The sequence below is a fragment of the Stenotrophomonas sp. 59 genome (assembly GCF_030291095.1).
Taxonomy (GTDB): domain Bacteria; phylum Pseudomonadota; class Gammaproteobacteria; order Xanthomonadales; family Xanthomonadaceae; genus Stenotrophomonas; species Stenotrophomonas maltophilia_Q.
Genome location: NZ_CP127408.1, coordinates 453,882 through 468,719, shown reverse-complemented (window position 1 = coordinate 468,719; position 14,838 = coordinate 453,882). Strand labels below are relative to the sequence as shown.

The 14,838-nt window shown below is 62.8% G+C and carries 16 protein-coding genes; 7 read left to right on the top strand and 9 right to left on the bottom strand.

The genetic code is table 11. From position 1 onward, the window contains the following. Window positions 1-52: 52 nt before the first annotated feature. Window positions 53-220, bottom strand: a complete 168-nt coding sequence (locus tag QP552_RS02065; RefSeq protein ID WP_181454028.1) for a hypothetical protein — start codon at window positions 218-220, stop codon at window positions 53-55. Window positions 221-229: 9 nt separating this feature from the next. Continuing rightward, window positions 230-1,042, bottom strand: a complete 813-nt coding sequence (locus QP552_RS02060; protein WP_111113729.1) for an alpha/beta hydrolase — start codon at window positions 1,040-1,042, stop codon at window positions 230-232. A gap of 221 nt (window positions 1,043-1,263) precedes the next feature. Here QP552_RS02060 and QP552_RS02055 point away from each other — a divergent pair, with 221 nt between their 5' ends. Next, window positions 1,264-1,746, top strand: coding sequence for a DUF4440 domain-containing protein (locus tag QP552_RS02055; RefSeq protein WP_286074825.1), 483 nt, complete (start codon window positions 1,264-1,266; stop codon window positions 1,744-1,746). Window positions 1,747-1,786: 40 nt separating this feature from the next. On the opposite strand, the gene QP552_RS02050 is transcribed toward QP552_RS02055, so the two are convergent. The 4 genes from QP552_RS02050 to QP552_RS02035 all read right to left on the bottom strand — a co-directional run bounded on the left by QP552_RS02050 (window position 1,787) and on the right by QP552_RS02035 (window position 6,247). Further along, window positions 1,787-2,806 (bottom strand): WYL domain-containing protein, encoded by a 1,020-nt coding sequence (locus tag QP552_RS02050; protein WP_286074824.1) that lies wholly within the window; start codon window positions 2,804-2,806, stop codon window positions 1,787-1,789. A 70-nt stretch (window positions 2,807-2,876) separates the two neighbouring features. Further along, a complete protein-coding gene (locus tag QP552_RS02045; protein ID WP_286074823.1) occupies window positions 2,877-3,902 on the bottom strand; it encodes a hypothetical protein in 1,026 nt (341 codons plus the stop codon). 12 nt (window positions 3,903-3,914) lie between these two features. Beyond that, entirely contained in the window at window positions 3,915-4,469 is a 555-nt protein-coding gene (locus QP552_RS02040; protein WP_033833675.1) for a hypothetical protein, read from the bottom strand. An 86-nt stretch (window positions 4,470-4,555) separates the two neighbouring features. Continuing rightward, a complete protein-coding gene (locus QP552_RS02035) occupies window positions 4,556-6,247 on the bottom strand; it encodes a hypothetical protein (protein ID WP_286074822.1) in 1,692 nt (563 codons plus the stop codon). A gap of 369 nt (window positions 6,248-6,616) precedes the next feature. Here QP552_RS02035 and QP552_RS02030 point away from each other — a divergent pair, with 369 nt between their 5' ends. Continuing rightward, window positions 6,617-7,708, top strand: a complete 1,092-nt coding sequence (locus QP552_RS02030; RefSeq protein WP_286074821.1) for a hypothetical protein — start codon at window positions 6,617-6,619, stop codon at window positions 7,706-7,708. Between the two features lie 55 nt (window positions 7,709-7,763). Here the strand turns inward: QP552_RS02030 and QP552_RS02025 are convergent, their stop codons facing one another. After that, a complete protein-coding gene (locus QP552_RS02025; RefSeq protein WP_180853046.1) occupies window positions 7,764-8,909 on the bottom strand; it encodes a YncE family protein in 1,146 nt (381 codons plus the stop codon). A gap of 166 nt (window positions 8,910-9,075) precedes the next feature. Then, window positions 9,076-10,002, bottom strand: a complete 927-nt coding sequence (locus tag QP552_RS02020; protein ID WP_286074820.1) for an XVIPCD domain-containing protein — start codon at window positions 10,000-10,002, stop codon at window positions 9,076-9,078. 427 nt (window positions 10,003-10,429) lie between these two features. Between QP552_RS02020 and QP552_RS02015 the strand changes: the two genes are divergently transcribed. Together QP552_RS02015 and QP552_RS02010 are read left to right on the top strand one after the other, a co-directional pair. After that, the gene (locus tag QP552_RS02015) at window positions 10,430-10,927 is read left to right on the top strand and encodes a hypothetical protein (protein WP_032965543.1); all 498 of its coding nucleotides are present in this window, start codon (window positions 10,430-10,432) and stop codon (window positions 10,925-10,927) included. Then, a complete protein-coding gene (locus QP552_RS02010; RefSeq protein ID WP_172986190.1) occupies window positions 10,924-12,354 on the top strand; it encodes an XVIPCD domain-containing protein in 1,431 nt (476 codons plus the stop codon). Before QP552_RS02015 ends, QP552_RS02010 begins: the two co-directional genes overlap by 4 nt. Window positions 12,355-12,368: 14 nt before the next feature. On the opposite strand, the gene QP552_RS02005 is transcribed toward QP552_RS02010, so the two are convergent. After that, entirely contained in the window at window positions 12,369-13,031 is a 663-nt protein-coding gene (locus tag QP552_RS02005) for a hypothetical protein (protein ID WP_164281670.1), read from the bottom strand. A 134-nt stretch (window positions 13,032-13,165) separates the two neighbouring features. On the opposite strand from QP552_RS02005, the gene QP552_RS02000 reads away from it, so the two are divergent. The 3 genes from QP552_RS02000 to QP552_RS01990 all read left to right on the top strand — a co-directional run bounded on the left by QP552_RS02000 (window position 13,166) and on the right by QP552_RS01990 (window position 14,715). Then, window positions 13,166-13,351 (top strand): hypothetical protein, encoded by a 186-nt coding sequence (locus tag QP552_RS02000; RefSeq protein WP_172986189.1) that lies wholly within the window; start codon window positions 13,166-13,168, stop codon window positions 13,349-13,351. 115 nt (window positions 13,352-13,466) lie between these two features. Continuing rightward, window positions 13,467-13,892 (top strand): energy transducer TonB, encoded by a 426-nt coding sequence (locus QP552_RS01995; RefSeq protein ID WP_286074819.1) that lies wholly within the window; start codon window positions 13,467-13,469, stop codon window positions 13,890-13,892. Window positions 13,893-14,346: 454 nt separating this feature from the next. Beyond that, entirely contained in the window at window positions 14,347-14,715 is a 369-nt protein-coding gene (locus QP552_RS01990; RefSeq protein WP_286074817.1) for a hypothetical protein, read from the top strand. Window positions 14,716-14,838: the final 123 nt, after the last annotated feature.

The following is a 14,838-nucleotide window of genomic DNA, read 5'->3' as shown; positions in this document are numbered from 1 at the left end:
TGGATGGACGCAGTGCGGAGCCGAGCATGGCTCTCGGCTCTACAGATCAGGATCACCGCGGCAGCTTCGCCGCCCACATGTTGTCCACCAGGTTCGGGTAGCGCCGTCCGTTCTCTTCCGCACGCTGCCGCGCCGCCTCTTTCTGCGCAGGTGACAGCGGCTGCGAGACCTGGCCCTTGGGATTGGGCTTCTTCCACGGGGGTGTCTTCGGCTCACGCATGGCCGCAGCTTACCGCTTCAGGAAGTTCAGCAGCGCCAGATTGAAGTGGTCGGCATGGCTGGTGTTGCAGCCATGAGGCGCGCCTTCAAGGATCACCACCTCGCTGCCTGGAACAGCCCGGTGCGTGCGCTGGCCTGAGCCTTCGAACGGCACGATCGCATCGCTGTCGCCATGCAGGACCAGCGTTGGCACGGTGATCTTCTTCAGATCGTCGCGGAAGTCGGTGCTCGCGAACGCGTGCATGCAACCCAGCGCCGCCGTCTGGTCGGATTGATGGCACAGTGCGATCGCCGCCTGGCGCGTCTCTTCGGTCACCATCAGCTGGCCATTGGCGCTGAAGAAATCGCGGGTGAAGCCATCGAAGAACCCCTCGCGATCTTTCTCCAGACCACTGCGCATCTCGGCAGCCTTTTCCCGGGTCAACGGACCTTCCGGGTTGTCATCACTGCGCAGCAGGAACGGCGGTACCGCCGCAGCAAACACCACGCTGTGCAGGCGCTCCTGCCCATGATTGGCCACATAGCGCGCGACCTCACCACCGCCCATCGAGAAGCCGACCAGAGTGACATCGCGCAGATCACGTTCCTCGATCAGCCCGGCCAGATCCGCCGCCAGCGTGTCGTAGTCATAGCCCTCGGCCGGCTTGTCGGAACGACCGAAGCCGCGGCGGTCGTAGCTGATCACCCGGTGCTGGGCGTCGCGCAGGATCGACACCTGTTGTTTCCACGCATCGGCTGACAACGGCCAACCATGGATCAGGATCACCGGGCGGCCGTCGCCACCGGTGTCTTCAACGTGCAGGCGGATGCGGGAGGCTGGCATGGGAGCTCCTGTGGAAGGGGAGGATCTCAGGCTAGAGACCGGGCCCTATCGCGGTCGTGATGGAATCGCCGGCGGCCATGACACCCTCTGCACAGGACACGCCAACCGGCCGATCCACCAATGCGGGCATTCACTCCCTGGAAATCCCGTTTCGTCGCAGGGCGGCTGCGGCCCTCGGAGCGCCGTGCGAGCCTGCATGAATCCCGCCCTGGAGCCTCGCCATGCTGCTGCTCACCCTACCCCTGCTGGCCGCCGGCCTCGCCGCCGCACCCGCGCCCTCCGATGACCTGCGCGAGCAGATCCACCAGGCCGACGCGCAGCTGTTCGCCGCCGCATTCGACGACTGCGATGCCGACAAGGCCGCGACCATGACCACTGAAGACATGGAGTTCTTCCATGACAAGGCGGGCAAGTCCGCCAGCAAGCGTGACGACTTCCGCCGCAGCGTGGCCGCCCTGTGCGAGAGCACCCGCGCCAACCGCACCCATCTGCGCCGCGAGCTGGTGGAAAGCTCGCTGCAGGTGTTTCCGCTGCACGACGATCGCGCCCTGGAGATCGGCGACCACCGCTTCCACGAGCGCGATGCAAAGGGTGTCGAGCACTGGACCGGCCAGGCCCGCTTCATCCAGGTCTGGCGCCGCGTGGATGGGCGCTGGCTGGCCGAGCGGGTGATCAGCTACGACCATCGGCCGGCAACGGAATGAACCCGTCGGCGAGTGTTCACTCGCTCTTACCAGAACCCTTTCAGCCCACGGCCTCCTCCAGATCGCGGGTGTAGTAGCTTGCCGCCTGGGCCAACTCCGCGCCGACGGCGTCGCACAGGTGCGGTGGGGAATCGACCCGTACGTTGCTCCCGAAGCCCATCAGCCACCAACGCAGGGTCTGGTCGTCCTCTACCGTAGCGCGCAGCCGGATCCATCCATCACCCAGATCACTGATCGTCTGATCGACCGACAGGGGCGTCTCCCTGAGATGCTCCGCAGCCTGCGCCCGGAAGCGCGCCTCCAGTACGATGCGTCCTTGCCCCTGGAACGCGGTGGCGGTGGTCGTCGCATAGCGCTGGAAGTCGAAGTCCGGCAAGCTCCTTGCCTCCATTTCAAGCACCCGGGTTCCACTCAGGCGATGCAACGCCAGGTGGCGGATGTCCGTATAGTCGCGCAACATGCAGACAAGGTACTGCGCAGAACCGCGCATCAGCAGCCCCAGAGGATGCATGATCATCTCCTTCGGCTCGTCCTTGCCTTTGCTGCGATACCAACCTGACAGGCAGCGTCGGGATGCCAATGCCCTGTGGACATCCACCTGTACGGCCGTTTCCACCTCGGGGGCAAGCAGGTTCGGGCCCATGGGCAGGATCGCGGTCCTGCTGGCCCACTCCCCCCAGCCCGACGTCGAGACTTCCGCCCGCGCCATGTCGAACACGGGCATCAGCTCATTCATGGCCGTTGCCGGGAGCAGCTGACGCAGATGTGCCTGCGAAAGCAGCAGCGCAACGCTCTGCGAAATCGACAGCCTGGGCGTGAAGGCGAAGTTCGCTTCCCTGGACCAACTCCAGCCAAAGGGCTTTTCACTGTCGTCGGCAATGAGCTGGAACCGCGTGGACAGGTTCTGCAGGTCCCGTTCAATGGTGCGGCTGCTGGTCCTGAAGCCCAGCGGCTCCAGATTCTCCAGTATCTGCCTGACGGATATCCTGCGCGGAGCGCGCGGGATCATGCGCAGCATCTCCCACTGCCGCATCAACGTGTCGTTCGAACGGATCTTCATATCAATCTTCCCTTCCAGAGCCGACAGGCAACAAGAGCCCCACCAGAACGGCGTGGGGCTCTGCCCATCGTCAAGCCGCCTTGGCGGGCTCCTCGCCCTTCATCACCACCATCGCCGCATCCACATCGGCCACGGCCTTCTCCGTCGAAAGCACCAGCGCTCCTGCGTCATCCAGGATCGGGGTATCGATCATCACCTTGATCAGCTGGGCAATCTTCACGGCGCGGAAAACCCGCTCCCGCGCCTGCTGGGGGAAACTACTGAAATCGCAGCCGTGCTCCCGGATGACATCACGGATATCGGCTACACCACGACGCAGCGACATGCACAGCTTGGAGAACGTCCTGTTGGCGAGCGTAGTAACGGCCTCGACCGCTGCCAACTGTTCGGCGGCCAACACGGCCTCGTCGTAATGGGTTCGAGCGACCTCTTTGTTGCGGCGGGCATCGGCCAGCGCGGCTTCAGCCTTGCTGCCCACCACGTAGCCAAAGATCGCCAACGCCGGACCGGCAACCAGGCCACCCAGCACCAGGGTGCCGCCAGCCATTCCGAATCCGCCCGCAGCCAACGAACCGCCGCCCAGCCACGCCAGCGTTGCGTTGGTTGCGGCAACACCGCTGAGGGTCGAAATGGCAGTGCCGGTGCTGGCACTGGCCAGCAGCATCGTCCCGTTGTACGCACCAAATGCCAGCGCGGCGCCACTTCCCAGCCCGGCGCCCAGGCCCAGGCCCGAGTCCATCAGCAACTGGTAGTCCCGCTTCAGGCCTTCCAGCGACGCCGTGCTGAAATCGCCCTGCACCAGCTTGTCCAGTTCGGGTGAGCCGATCCCCTCAACGTTCTTGAGCTGGCCAAACGCATCGATGAAGTCCGCGATCCCTCCATTGAAAGCGCGCAGCTTGCGTGCGCCATAGTCCTCAAGCACCGTGTTGGTGCGCTTGCGCTGCGTCTCCAGCAACGACGAGCCCTTCTCGATCAGCCCTTTGGCATCGGCGTTGGCGATGCCGGCATCCTTGTGATCGACCACGGCCTTGCCGCCCTTGTAGATGCCGTACAGCGCGCTGGCCGCCATCGCGGCCCCGACTACGATTGGAATCATGGGTAACTCCCTTTACTCAAGAATGATGGCAACGGTACGGCTGGCCTCGCGATTGATGCTTTCCGCGCGCTCAAGCAGGTCGTTGTAGATGTAGTCGTCAATACCGAAGATATCGGCCAGGCGACGCAGCTGTGCTTCCTCGACACTCGACACTTCACCGTCGGCCAGTGCAAGCAGCATCAACTCATACAGCATCACCTTCGGTACGGCCGGCTGCGCGGCTTCGACCATGGCCTTGTCGATCAGCGAGTCGAGCACCTCGCATGCCACCCGCGCCCGCTCCACCGGGTCGCTCTGGCGCACCAGCGGCATCGTCTGCAGGCGCGTCAACAGTTCCTTCGTCACCCCGTCGGACCGATATACCTTGCCGCACTCACGGGAAAAGCTGTCGAAGATCGCACGTTCGTGTTCGGATTCATCCAGCGAAACCTTGCTCAGGTTGGTATCGCCAGTCACTTCTTCGTGGGTCTTTCCGTCCCACAGCATCGGGTTGTCACTCACGCTCAGCAGGCGCGCAACCTTCAGGAAGGTTGCCTGCTCGGTGTCTGGAAGCAGATAAAGGAACATCGTATCTCCAAGGTCCTGGGATCACACACGGAAGCCGGTGTGGCCAACCTGCCCGGAAGGCCACGACCAGAAATGGGTTCGATTGATCAAAGCCGAAGTGGCTCGTCACCCGTCATGAACAGATCAAACTCCTGCAGCGAAGCAAACTGCAGGCGGCTGCCCAGCAGAAGGGCAAAGCGGTTGATTGCAGCCGCAAAGCCATCGGCGTCAATCTCTGACTGGGTGGTATCGAGTGCACACAGCAACTGGGCCGTCTCGTCATTCAGCACTGGAAGCTCGGCCGCAATGAACTGCGCCAGCGCCAGGCGCTGCGCCAGAATCTCTTCACGGGCAGCTTCATTGAGCTCGATTGCCAAGGCCAGCCTCTCGGCAGCCAGATCGGCACTCCGGGCCGCCTCCAACGTTTCCCGATAGAAGATCGATGAAAGCGTGCAGCCAATCATCCCGCCGATGGCGGCGCCAACCACCGGGACCGGAATCGCGATCTGGCCCAATGCCGCCATCATGGCCGAAGCCATCATGCCGGAACCCTTCTCACCGATCTCATCCAGGAACTGGACGCCGTCGATCTCACCCCTGGCGTAGCGGCGTATGCAGCTGGTCATGGTCACGCAGACGTCGACCACCATGGCCGGAGCGGCTGTACGGGAAAGGACCTGCAGGCTCTGTCGGCCTGACTGCTGCATCACTGCGGTCAATGCGGCCCCGGACGCAGCCGTTGCGTAGCCCATGCCGGCAGAGACGGCACCATCCACCAGGACTGCGCGGCCCGCATCAATCATCCCCCTGCGCTCGGTTGCCACCGCATAGGCATTGGTCGCCATGCTGATCGCCGCGCCAACCATGAACGCCCCGCGCGCGCCTTCAAGACCTGCCCTGTGGCTGGTATGCGCGATATCGCGCACCGTCGCCATCCGCGGATGGGTACGATAGAACTTCGCATCGTCACTGGTCAGCCCCGTATCCAGAAGGTTGCCGGCCAGCTGCTCATAGTTGTCTGCCTTCGCACGGAGATCCAGTGCAACCTCAGGCTTTCCCCTCGCCTCAACCACGTCCGCCTGGCGGCGCAGATCTGCAGCCTGCGCCCGGCAATGTGCCTCGGCATCGATGTACTGCTCCGAGGGCAGCTCCAGCTTCAGCCCACGATAGCGGGAGAACTTTCCATCGGGCGCAGCGATCCTCTCAAGGAGCTGATCACGGTTGCCCACGAACTTCATCTGGGACTGGCTGCCTTCAATGATCTGGCCATCCAGCACCCTTACCCGGTCAACGCGACTGTCATTCCGCCGGTACTCGGGATGATCATCACTGCGCACCGTGCGAACGGGTGACCCACTGATGATGGCCTCGGCATTGTCGCGACTGGTCGCCGCTACCTCAGCCGCATAGCCGGCCTGCTGGGCAATGCTGTTTTCGGGGCGTACCGGATCAAGCTTGTACCCGGAGATCTTCTCCAGACCATGGGTAAATGTCTGACCGGTCAGTGCATCTCTTCCGGTATACCCCTTGATGTATTCGGCATTTGCGTTGCCATAGCGTTGGACAGTCTCCAGCGTTGACATCGTCGTCGCTGCGTCCAGGATCTGCCTGCCCGACGTTTCGCGGGCATTGTCATCTGCATTGGGTTCCATTGCGTTTTCCTCCGTGACGCAAAGCATCCAGCTGTTGGCCAATACCCAGGCATGCTTCGCCCGCAGCTTTGGCTGGGAGATCCATCTTCGGCGTACATAGCGACAAACCATGTCGTAACGCCTGATCCCCCGGATCATCGACAGCACTTCCGAAAACTTTAGGCCTATTGCGAACTTTTCGTGGCCGATTGCGACGACGCATCGCACTGCGACACAGATTGTCGGAGGGATCCGCATATTCCTCTGCGGGGAGGCCACGCCAGTGCAGGGCCGCCCTCCCTTCAATCACCTGACGAGGAACGCCATGTTCAGAATCATCGGTGCCACCGTGGTGTACGGGCTCGCGCTGTATGGCCTGGGATGCTGGGTACGCGACAGCAACGAAGTACGTGACACGAGGTAGACCTTTACTCCTGTCGAAACCCGGACGACCTCAGCGGTCGACAGCAGGCAATCCCCTCACCGGACAGCGAGGGAACACAGATCAGGATGATGGAACCCCCAAAAGAGAGATTGATGAACAAGCGTCATTCCGAGCTCGTGACCTTCATTGACAATGTCGTCGCAGAACTTCGCCCGGTGCTGGCCTGGATCGAGCGCCATACGGTACTCATTGCGTCGATTGCAGTACTTCTGCCCAGCGCAGGCATCCTCTACTACGCAGTCAGGGAGCAGCTGCCTATCAGCCTGCTTTCGTCCGATGCCGTTTCCGCACTCCCCATGATGCTTGCGGTGACCGGGCTGCGCATCCTTGCCCTGGCCGTCATGTTCCTTTCCCCCATCGTGCTGTCACCCAATCGGTTCTCGTACATCCCAGGCCAGGGAATCAAGCTGCTGCCGGACGATCCGGCGAGCCGGAACAGGACGCTCTGGCGCTGGAGCCTTGCGCTGATCACGCCGGGCGTACTGCATTTCAGCGGAATCTATGTCGCGTCCTTCTACACCGAGATTTCAGATGCAGCACTGTGGTTCAGCACAATTGGCTGCCTGCTGATCTTCGTTTTCTTTTCCCGCTGGGCGAAGCCCGATGACAGGAAGCAGAAATGGCTTTCCTTGGACAGCTACTTCCTGCTGGGCATGGGGCTCATGCAACTGCTGTCCATCAACACGATCATGCGGCTCATGCTCGGCCTGGTCTCCAGGGAAAGTGATCTGGTGATTGGCATGTGCCTGCTCACGGCCGCAGTAGCATTGGGCATATTCCAGTCCATCGTCATCAGAGTGGTCGATGAACTGAGTGGACGATACGGCGTCGGTGTACTTGCACTCTCGTTCGCCTCGATCATGGTCACCGTGGCCATGCTCTTTCCTCCGACCGGTGCATACCTGGCCTCGCAGGTTGTCAATCCGCCAAGCGGTAAATCCGGGGGCTGCATAACGCTGGATCTGCGCTCGCGTGACAGCGCATCCCGCAGGCTCCTGATCGGTGATGGTACCGCTACCCATCCGGTCAACGTTGTCTACTCGACCAGTTCCGTGCTGCTTGTACGCTTGAAGGATGACGACAGCAGGACCATCCATCGCATCCCCATGGACCAGGTTACCGAGTTCAATCCGTGCCCGCGGGAAGCAGACACGAAGAAGTCACCCGCTGCACAAGGCACTTGATACCTGATCCGGGCAGGGCCGCCCGTGCCAGACGCACGGGCGGCCCCGTAGCCGGTTACAGCTGGATCCGCGCCACGCTCTCGTCAGCGCCCTTGTCATCCTTCTCGCCGTTCTTGATGCTCACGAACAACACGTTGTTCTTCGCATCCAGCGCCAGGCTGTTCGGGTGGGTCGGCACGGTGTAGGTGGCCACCTTCTGGTAGCTGTCACTGTTGTAAGCGGTCACCGTGCCCGCTTCGCGGTTGGTCACGTACAGGCGCTTGCGCGGTGCATCCAGCAGGATGCCCAGCGGGCCGGCGTCGGTCGGGATGCTGGCCAGTTCCTTGCCGGTGCTGCGGTCGAGCACCAGCACGCGCTGGCCCGGATGCTTGCTGACCAGGCCGCTGCTCTTGGCCTGGTAGCCACGCAGGAACTCCGAGCCCTGGTCGGTCACGAACAGGCGCTTGCCGGCCGGGTCCAGCGCGATGTTCATCGGCTGCTCGGCGGCGATCTTGTGCTGCGCCACCACCTTGTTCGAATCGGTGCCCACCACCACCAGGTCGGCCAGCAGGTTGCTGGTGTAGACGCGCTTGTTGGCCGCATCCAGCGCCAGGCCCGGCGCCTTTGCATTGCCCAGGCCGTCGATGGTGTTGATCACCTTCAGCGTGGTGGTATCGATCACGAACAGCACGCTGCTCACGTCCGGCTGGCTGCTGTGGCCGGTCACGTACAGGCGGTTGGCGGCGCTGTCGACCACCAGCTCGCGCAGGTCGTGGGTGTAGGCAGCCTTGCCGTCCTTGCCGGTCTTCTTCTCCATCAATTGGATGGTGCCGACGGCCTTGTTCTGCGCGGTGTCGACCACCGTCACCGACAGGTCCACGGTGTTGCCCACGTACAGGCGGTTGTGGGCGTCATCCAGCACCACGCCGAACGCCTTGCGCTCCAGCGGGATGCGGGTTTCCACGGCCAGCGTGGTCGGGTTCAGGCGCAGCACCTGGGCCGGGCCGGCGTCATCGCCGAAGCCGCCGGAGGAAGCCACGAACACGGCGTTCTGCTTCGGGCTGTAGGCCAGCTCGTACAGGCCCTTGGCCACGGCCTGGCGCTGCACCGCGGCGGTGGCACTGGCGGCGGGTGCGTTGTCGGCGAACGCGGAGGGCACGCCGAGGCTGAGCGAAACGGCAACGGCCAGGGCGGCCGAGCGGAAGAGAGGATTACGGAACATGCGAGCGTCCTTGAATAGGCACGGGAAGGTGTCCTGGCTCGCTGGGCCGTACTGCGACGGCCCGCCCCGCATCTGTCTGCGCGGGGTGGGCTGGCTGGGGTTGCGGGGGAATGGTAGCAGGTGGGGGACGTGGCGTGCGCCGGCGCGCGTATGGCAGGCGCGCGGATTACTGCTCCTTCAACCGCAGCGAATCGGCCACATCGGTCTTGGCTGCCACTTCAGTGGCGATGCTGGCGCGGCGGTGCCCTGGGTCGTTGCGGTCGCCCTGCACGATGAAGATGCTCTCCGCCGCATGGCTGCTCTTCGTCGGCTGGCTGAGCAGCACGTGGTCCACACGTGAAAGATTGTTCTGCTTGGCCAGCACCAGCAGGCTGGCGCTGATGCGCTGGCTGGCCGCATCGAACGGGCGGCCGTGCGCGGCATCCAGCTCGGCCACCTTCTGGATCAGCTGCGAGAACAGGCGATGGTCTGGATGCGAAGGGTCCAGCAGCGTGCCGGCCACTTCAATCGGGGTCGGTGGCGGCTCATCGCTGGCGCGGTCGCCCTGGCGATGATGCTCGGCCTCGCGCTCGGGCATCGCATGGTGGGCTTCAGCATTCAGATCGCTGCCCGGGAACGGCGCCGCAATGCACTGGATTTCCGGCAGGTTGAACAGCACCGCGAACTCGCCCAGATTGCTGCCGCCATCCAGCGGCGCCGGCAGCGGATGCAGGCCGGCGTAGTGCAGCGCTGCCCAGACGAAATCGCTGCAGCGGTTGATGGTGGCCGGGCGATCCACATCGAATTCGAACTCGGCCGGTTCTTCGGCGAAGTCGCGCAGGCAGCCGTAATGCTCTTCGGTGATTTCCAGGGTGCGGCTGTAGTACGGGTCCAGATGCTCATCGGCATCGTCGTGGCGCACCTGCGCGTACTGCACGCCGGTGGGGGCTTCGCCCGGCGCGTGGCGCGGCGGTGCGAAGCCGTAGCTGTGGGCCTCGTCGCCCGCGGCCACCTGCAGGTACATATGGCCGCGCGGCGAGATGCCCCCACTTTTCAGTGGGGTGCCGGGGGCGGCCAGGTACAGCGTTGCGGTGTAGCGTGTTGCCTGCTCCATGCCTGTTCAGCCTTGATGGGTGCTGCGGTCCTGGCTGGATGATGGCATAGGTGGGATGGGGGGCAGGTGGAGAGCTCAGGCACTCTCAGCACTGGATGGCTGAATGTGTGAACCAGCCAGCAAACGCAGGAGGTCAATGCCCGGCGGGTAGAGTCACTCGGGGTCGGCCCCGTATAGTGACCTCTCCACTGCAAGGGACTTGCCGATGGGCACCGCAATCCAAGGGGCGCTAGCTTCGCTTCCCGCGATCTCGACTTGGCGGCCTCTACTGCTTCCGCGTCATGTGATCTCGCATTTAGCTCACGTTGGCGCAATTTCCGGACTGTCGGCCATGCTTGCCCTGACGTCTGCATGTGCGCGATCGCCGGATACGTCTGCCCTCAATGAACGTGCCGCTGCCGCAGATACGCACCCTGCCCGCATATCCATGACCGAGCTGCAGAAGCGGATTCTCGCCTATGCGGATTCGCTCAGGTCACGGGCGGATATCAGTCCGGACAAGTTCGGCACTGCAATCGGTGTCTCGCTCGTGCCAGACGAAAAGGTCAGCATCAGGCACATCGCAAAGGACCTGGCAACGACGGACGGCTACAACTATGGGGCGTCTTATCTGTCGGTTGAGTCGGCACGTGAGTTCCCCAGCCAAGAGGTGATCTTCTATCAGTTGGGCAAGCAGCCAGTGACGGATGCTCCGAATGGCGTGTGCTACTGGGAAGCCGAAAGTGCCGGACGAGCCCTCGAAGCCCTCGGATACAGGACCGGAGGAGAAGTGCCATTTCAGAGAGGGGGCATCAGGCAGTATCGGCGCCCCATCACCGGTGGTAGCCAGGGTATGGATACCAGCCTGTTGACTTATCGTTCCAATGAAGGTGATACCGCGAGAACCTGCGTCTACGCGGTCCAGTTTGGAGGAGGAGACAAATGAAGGGAATCGAATCCAGCGTCGAGCCACTGTTGGCCGATCTGCGCGCAGACAAACAGCTTCCAAGTGGTGCCGAGGATGCGATCCGACGCAGCATTGCAGGCTCCCCCTACCTCAATCACCTTCTGGCAAACGCAGCCACCAGCGGCCAGGTCAGCCGGATTGCCGTGTCCTACGGACATCACAATGGTGGCCACTTCCAGGATGGGTCGGATGGAAACCCGCCAACGATCTTCATCAGCGCCTCCAATTTCCAGAATGTAACCGGCGCCCGGCTTGAAGAACGACTTACCGAAGTGCTGGGCCACGAGGCCATGCACGGCATCCTGACCAAGGAACGCGCCGCAGCACTCAGGGACTTCAAGCAGACCTACAGCGAGGAACTGATCGCATCACACGATTCCCGGTCAGGTTCGGTGAACCTGACCGAGCCGGTGCGCACGCTTCTGGACAAGGGACGACAGGACGAGGCACTGGCGGAGGTCTCGGGCCTGCGGGCATTGGATAGCCGATTCAGAGCGTTGAATCCAACGTTGGATGACAACGGACTGGAGGCAATGCTTGCGTCCCGCTCGCTCTCTCGATGCGTTCGGGCAGAGGGTGCAACCAGAAGCCTGGCGGAGGGCATTTCATATGATGCGCTTGCCAAGCGCCCCAACAATGACGGCGTCCAGCTCACCAAGGCCGTCGAGCAGTGCTTCTACGACGGCACTGGCACGCTGGGCCGGCACGGCGATTCCGACTACCGCAACTACTACGGCACCTATCCGTTATCAGTGATCGGGACGAGCCATGCCTTTCTGGCCGAAGGCCGCCAGCCCCCGGCAATCCGCATCGATCTGCATGAGCTTGGACTCGACCCGAAGCAGCTTGAGCGCAATGGCCTCGACTTTGGCAGCACAAAGATCCTGCCTGTTGGCGACTTCGGAAAGGACGGACTGGGCTGGGTGGAGCTGAAGAACACCGGCAGCGCCCACACCATTTCGCCGCCGACGCAGAGTATTGAAGATATGCAGTCCTCGCCCATCCGCTCGCTAAGTCCTGCAGATCAGGCGCTGCTGGACCAGATTCGGGGCAAGGTGGAAGCACTGGACAAGGCCAACGGCCGAACCTTCGATGACGCCAGTGAACGCATGTCTACCAGCCTGCTGGCTGCAGCCAAGGATGCCGGAATCACCCGCGCGGACCATGTGGTGCTGAGCAGACAGACAGTTGCCTCCCCGGCCGCACACAACATCTTTGTGGTGCAGGGTGCGATGTCCGACCCTGCCTCCCTTCGCACTCACATGGCGACTGCAGAGGCCGCCCAGCGGCCAGTGCAGGAGAGCCTGAACCAGGTAGAAGCAATCGGCCACCGCCAGGCGCGCGAGCAGGCAGACATGCAGCGCACGCAGGAGCAACAGCAGCGGGTTTCGGCGCCGTCGATGTAGGCTACTGGCTTCAGCTAGCTCGACTGTTCCACCGGCGCCCTCGTCTCGATGGTCCGGCGCTTTTCTTCATCGAAGAGAAGGCACTCGGCAAAGGCTTCATCCAGCCGCAGCACGTCCTTCTGCAGATCCGGGACGTCGGTAAGAATGGCGAGTTGCTGCCCCGCCATCATTGAAAGGTTGTTGCTCATCCGGATGACGTTGATCGCCAAGGGCATGGGGAAGCCATCGCGACTCCGGCCCATTGCGTGTACCCCTGCGTGTACGAATGAGTTCAGCGGAGCCCAAGCGTGGGCCTTCAGCTCGATGAGGTGCGAGAGCAGATTGTCCAGTTCCGCTACTTTTGCGAATGCTTCCAGCATCTTCGAAAGCATCGGCAACCTTTGCTCGCTCGTTCCAGCTTCGGGCGGCAGGGATAGCAACGCCACCTCCCCCTTGGATGCGCAATGCAGGATCCAGACGGACCGCGTGAACGCCTCGTACTGGCAGCGCATCAATGCCATCGCAGAGGACGCCATGCGGGCCTGCAGCAGCGTGCGAAGGGCGTCTGCGTGTTCAAGGCTCAGCAACGCTGCGTCCATTGACGCCAACAATCTGGGCGAGTCCTCCGCCAGTGGATGATCCACCGTAGAGAGGATCGCCTGGCGAAGCAGCGCGGATCGATTGAGCAGGTCTTCCATGACGATGACTCCTGGTATCGGCGGGTGGAGCATATCCAGCGGAGGGAGCTGTCCGCCAGAATCCATGCGGAACTGATCCCACGCTGTGAGGCAGCTCCAGACCATCCTCCCCTCCCCCCCACCGGAGGATGCCCATGACCAGAATCGACCCCACATGGCTGGAAGCCTTCGACCAGGAGCTCCTCCACCTGTTCGCCATCGACCACCGCGATGCCGGCATGGATGAGTGCCTGCTGGGCTGCTACGCAGACCTTCCGCCGCGCGAGGCGGCGCTCGCCTTCGGCAGCGACTACGACCTGGAGCGCGACGATGCGCTGTGACCAAGGCCGGGCATGCCTGTGTGAACCGTGCGGCCGCCCGGCATGCCGGCATTCAAGGCAAGCGATGCCAGGGGATGACCGCTATGCTGGCAGCGCACTGGAATGGAAACCACGTATGCCCCGTTTGAACACCGCCCTGGCACTGAACCTCGTTCTGATGCTGCTGGGCGCTACACCTACCATGGCCATGGCGGTAGACCCGCAGGTTTCCACTGAAGTGTTCGTAGAGCGCGGTGACAACCCAACCTTCGAGCTGCAGCACGCGCCTGCCGTTGTGTATTCAACGGCCCCTGCCACGCCGCCCGATACCTTGCTGCAGGTTCCCATGGCGGTGGTGTTGGTTGCTCAGCTGGATGAGCTGGGCCACGTTTCCAACGTAATGGTGGTGCGGTCCAGCGGATTGCGGGAGCTTGATCGTGCGGCCTTTACCGCAGTGGACCAGTGGCGCTTTGATCCGGTCGTGGTTGAGGGCGTCGCGCGGCATGCGCGGGTTCGGGTGCGTTTGAGCTTCGCGCCTCCGGCCGAGGCGCCGCCCGGCTGAACCACCGGTCCAATCTGTCGCGATTGACCCTACTCCATGGCCCTGACTGTGGGCATTCCTGCACTTGGGGCCAATAACGCCAAGCCCTCCAAGACCATTGCGGCGCAATCGCTTGCCGGCTTAACACCGTGTGCGACAATGCCGAAAGCGTCAGGACTGGCAATCGTCGGTTCTGCAGTTTCTTGGCATTTGGTAGCTGTACGGGTATCTCTTGGCGTGCCACCGGAAAAGGGTGGCGCGGGACTCGAAAACCCGTCTGAATACCCAGTGCTTTACGCTTTCCAGTCGGCGTCATCTTCGGATGGCGCCGACTGGCAATCCGTTCGCGTTCCATGGCGGGCGGTGCGTGGGGGCCTTCGTGCCCGCCGGCTTGGGTATTCACCGGTTTTCGAGACACGCACCGTCCGCCACCTTTATTGGTGGCGCTGCTATCTGTCCTGTACGGAGCATTGCCATGAACACATCGGACTTCCGTTCCCTGCACGCGCAGTACGATCCGGACAACGCCGAACGCGAGCGCGAACCGTCCGTCGATCCCAACGCCTTCGTCGCAACGCTGCATCGCATCGGAACCGGTGCGGCTGCGGACGGCCAGCCTTGGCCGGAGCGGCATCAACTGCCTGGGCGGTGTCTCCAGCTGGCGGACGCGGATTGCGCGCTGGCAGGGCTACGCGTGGTGGCGGAGCTGATGTTGGCTGCAGAGCGGACTCGGCAGAACGGCTCGCCTGAGGAGTATCTGGGGGATCGGGTGATGGAGGGATTGACGTTGGCGTGTGTGGCGTTGTGCGCGCAGGCGAGTGCTTGTTTACAGGTGCAGGGATAATCGGGACTCCGAAGGTTCCAATGGGACACCGGCACTCACGACCAGGAACGCGGCTCGGTGCTCCTAGGCCGGCTTGAACCGCTTTGAGCCAACCACCTGAATACACGGCGTGCCGCTTGCATC

Excerpts from the sequence above, each read along its gene's own strand:
- QP552_RS02065 (WP_181454028.1), bottom strand. The coding sequence starts at position 220 with ATGCGTGAGCCGAAGACACCCCCGTGGAAGAAGCCCAATCCCAAGGGC.
- QP552_RS02060 (WP_111113729.1), bottom strand. The coding sequence starts at position 1,042 with ATGCCAGCCTCCCGCATCCGCCTGCACGTTGAAGACACCGGTGGCGAC.
- QP552_RS02055 (WP_286074825.1), top strand. The coding sequence starts at position 1,264 with ATGCTGCTGCTCACCCTACCCCTGCTGGCCGCCGGCCTCGCCGCCGCA.
- QP552_RS02050 (WP_286074824.1), bottom strand. The coding sequence starts at position 2,806 with ATGAAGATCCGTTCGAACGACACGTTGATGCGGCAGTGGGAGATGCTG.
- QP552_RS02045 (WP_286074823.1), bottom strand. The coding sequence starts at position 3,902 with ATGATTCCAATCGTAGTCGGGGCCGCGATGGCGGCCAGCGCGCTGTAC.
- QP552_RS02040 (WP_033833675.1), bottom strand. The coding sequence starts at position 4,469 with ATGTTCCTTTATCTGCTTCCAGACACCGAGCAGGCAACCTTCCTGAAG.
- QP552_RS02030 (WP_286074821.1), top strand. The coding sequence starts at position 6,617 with ATGAACAAGCGTCATTCCGAGCTCGTGACCTTCATTGACAATGTCGTC.
- QP552_RS02025 (WP_180853046.1), bottom strand. The coding sequence starts at position 8,909 with ATGTTCCGTAATCCTCTCTTCCGCTCGGCCGCCCTGGCCGTTGCCGTT.
- QP552_RS02020 (WP_286074820.1), bottom strand. The coding sequence starts at position 10,002 with ATGGAGCAGGCAACACGCTACACCGCAACGCTGTACCTGGCCGCCCCC.
- QP552_RS02015 (WP_032965543.1), top strand. The coding sequence starts at position 10,430 with ATGACCGAGCTGCAGAAGCGGATTCTCGCCTATGCGGATTCGCTCAGG.
- QP552_RS02010 (WP_172986190.1), top strand. The coding sequence starts at position 10,924 with ATGAAGGGAATCGAATCCAGCGTCGAGCCACTGTTGGCCGATCTGCGC.
- QP552_RS02005 (WP_164281670.1), bottom strand. The coding sequence starts at position 13,031 with ATGGAAGACCTGCTCAATCGATCCGCGCTGCTTCGCCAGGCGATCCTC.
- QP552_RS02000 (WP_172986189.1), top strand. The coding sequence starts at position 13,166 with ATGACCAGAATCGACCCCACATGGCTGGAAGCCTTCGACCAGGAGCTC.
- QP552_RS01995 (WP_286074819.1), top strand. The coding sequence starts at position 13,467 with ATGCCCCGTTTGAACACCGCCCTGGCACTGAACCTCGTTCTGATGCTG.
- QP552_RS01990 (WP_286074817.1), top strand. The coding sequence starts at position 14,347 with ATGAACACATCGGACTTCCGTTCCCTGCACGCGCAGTACGATCCGGAC.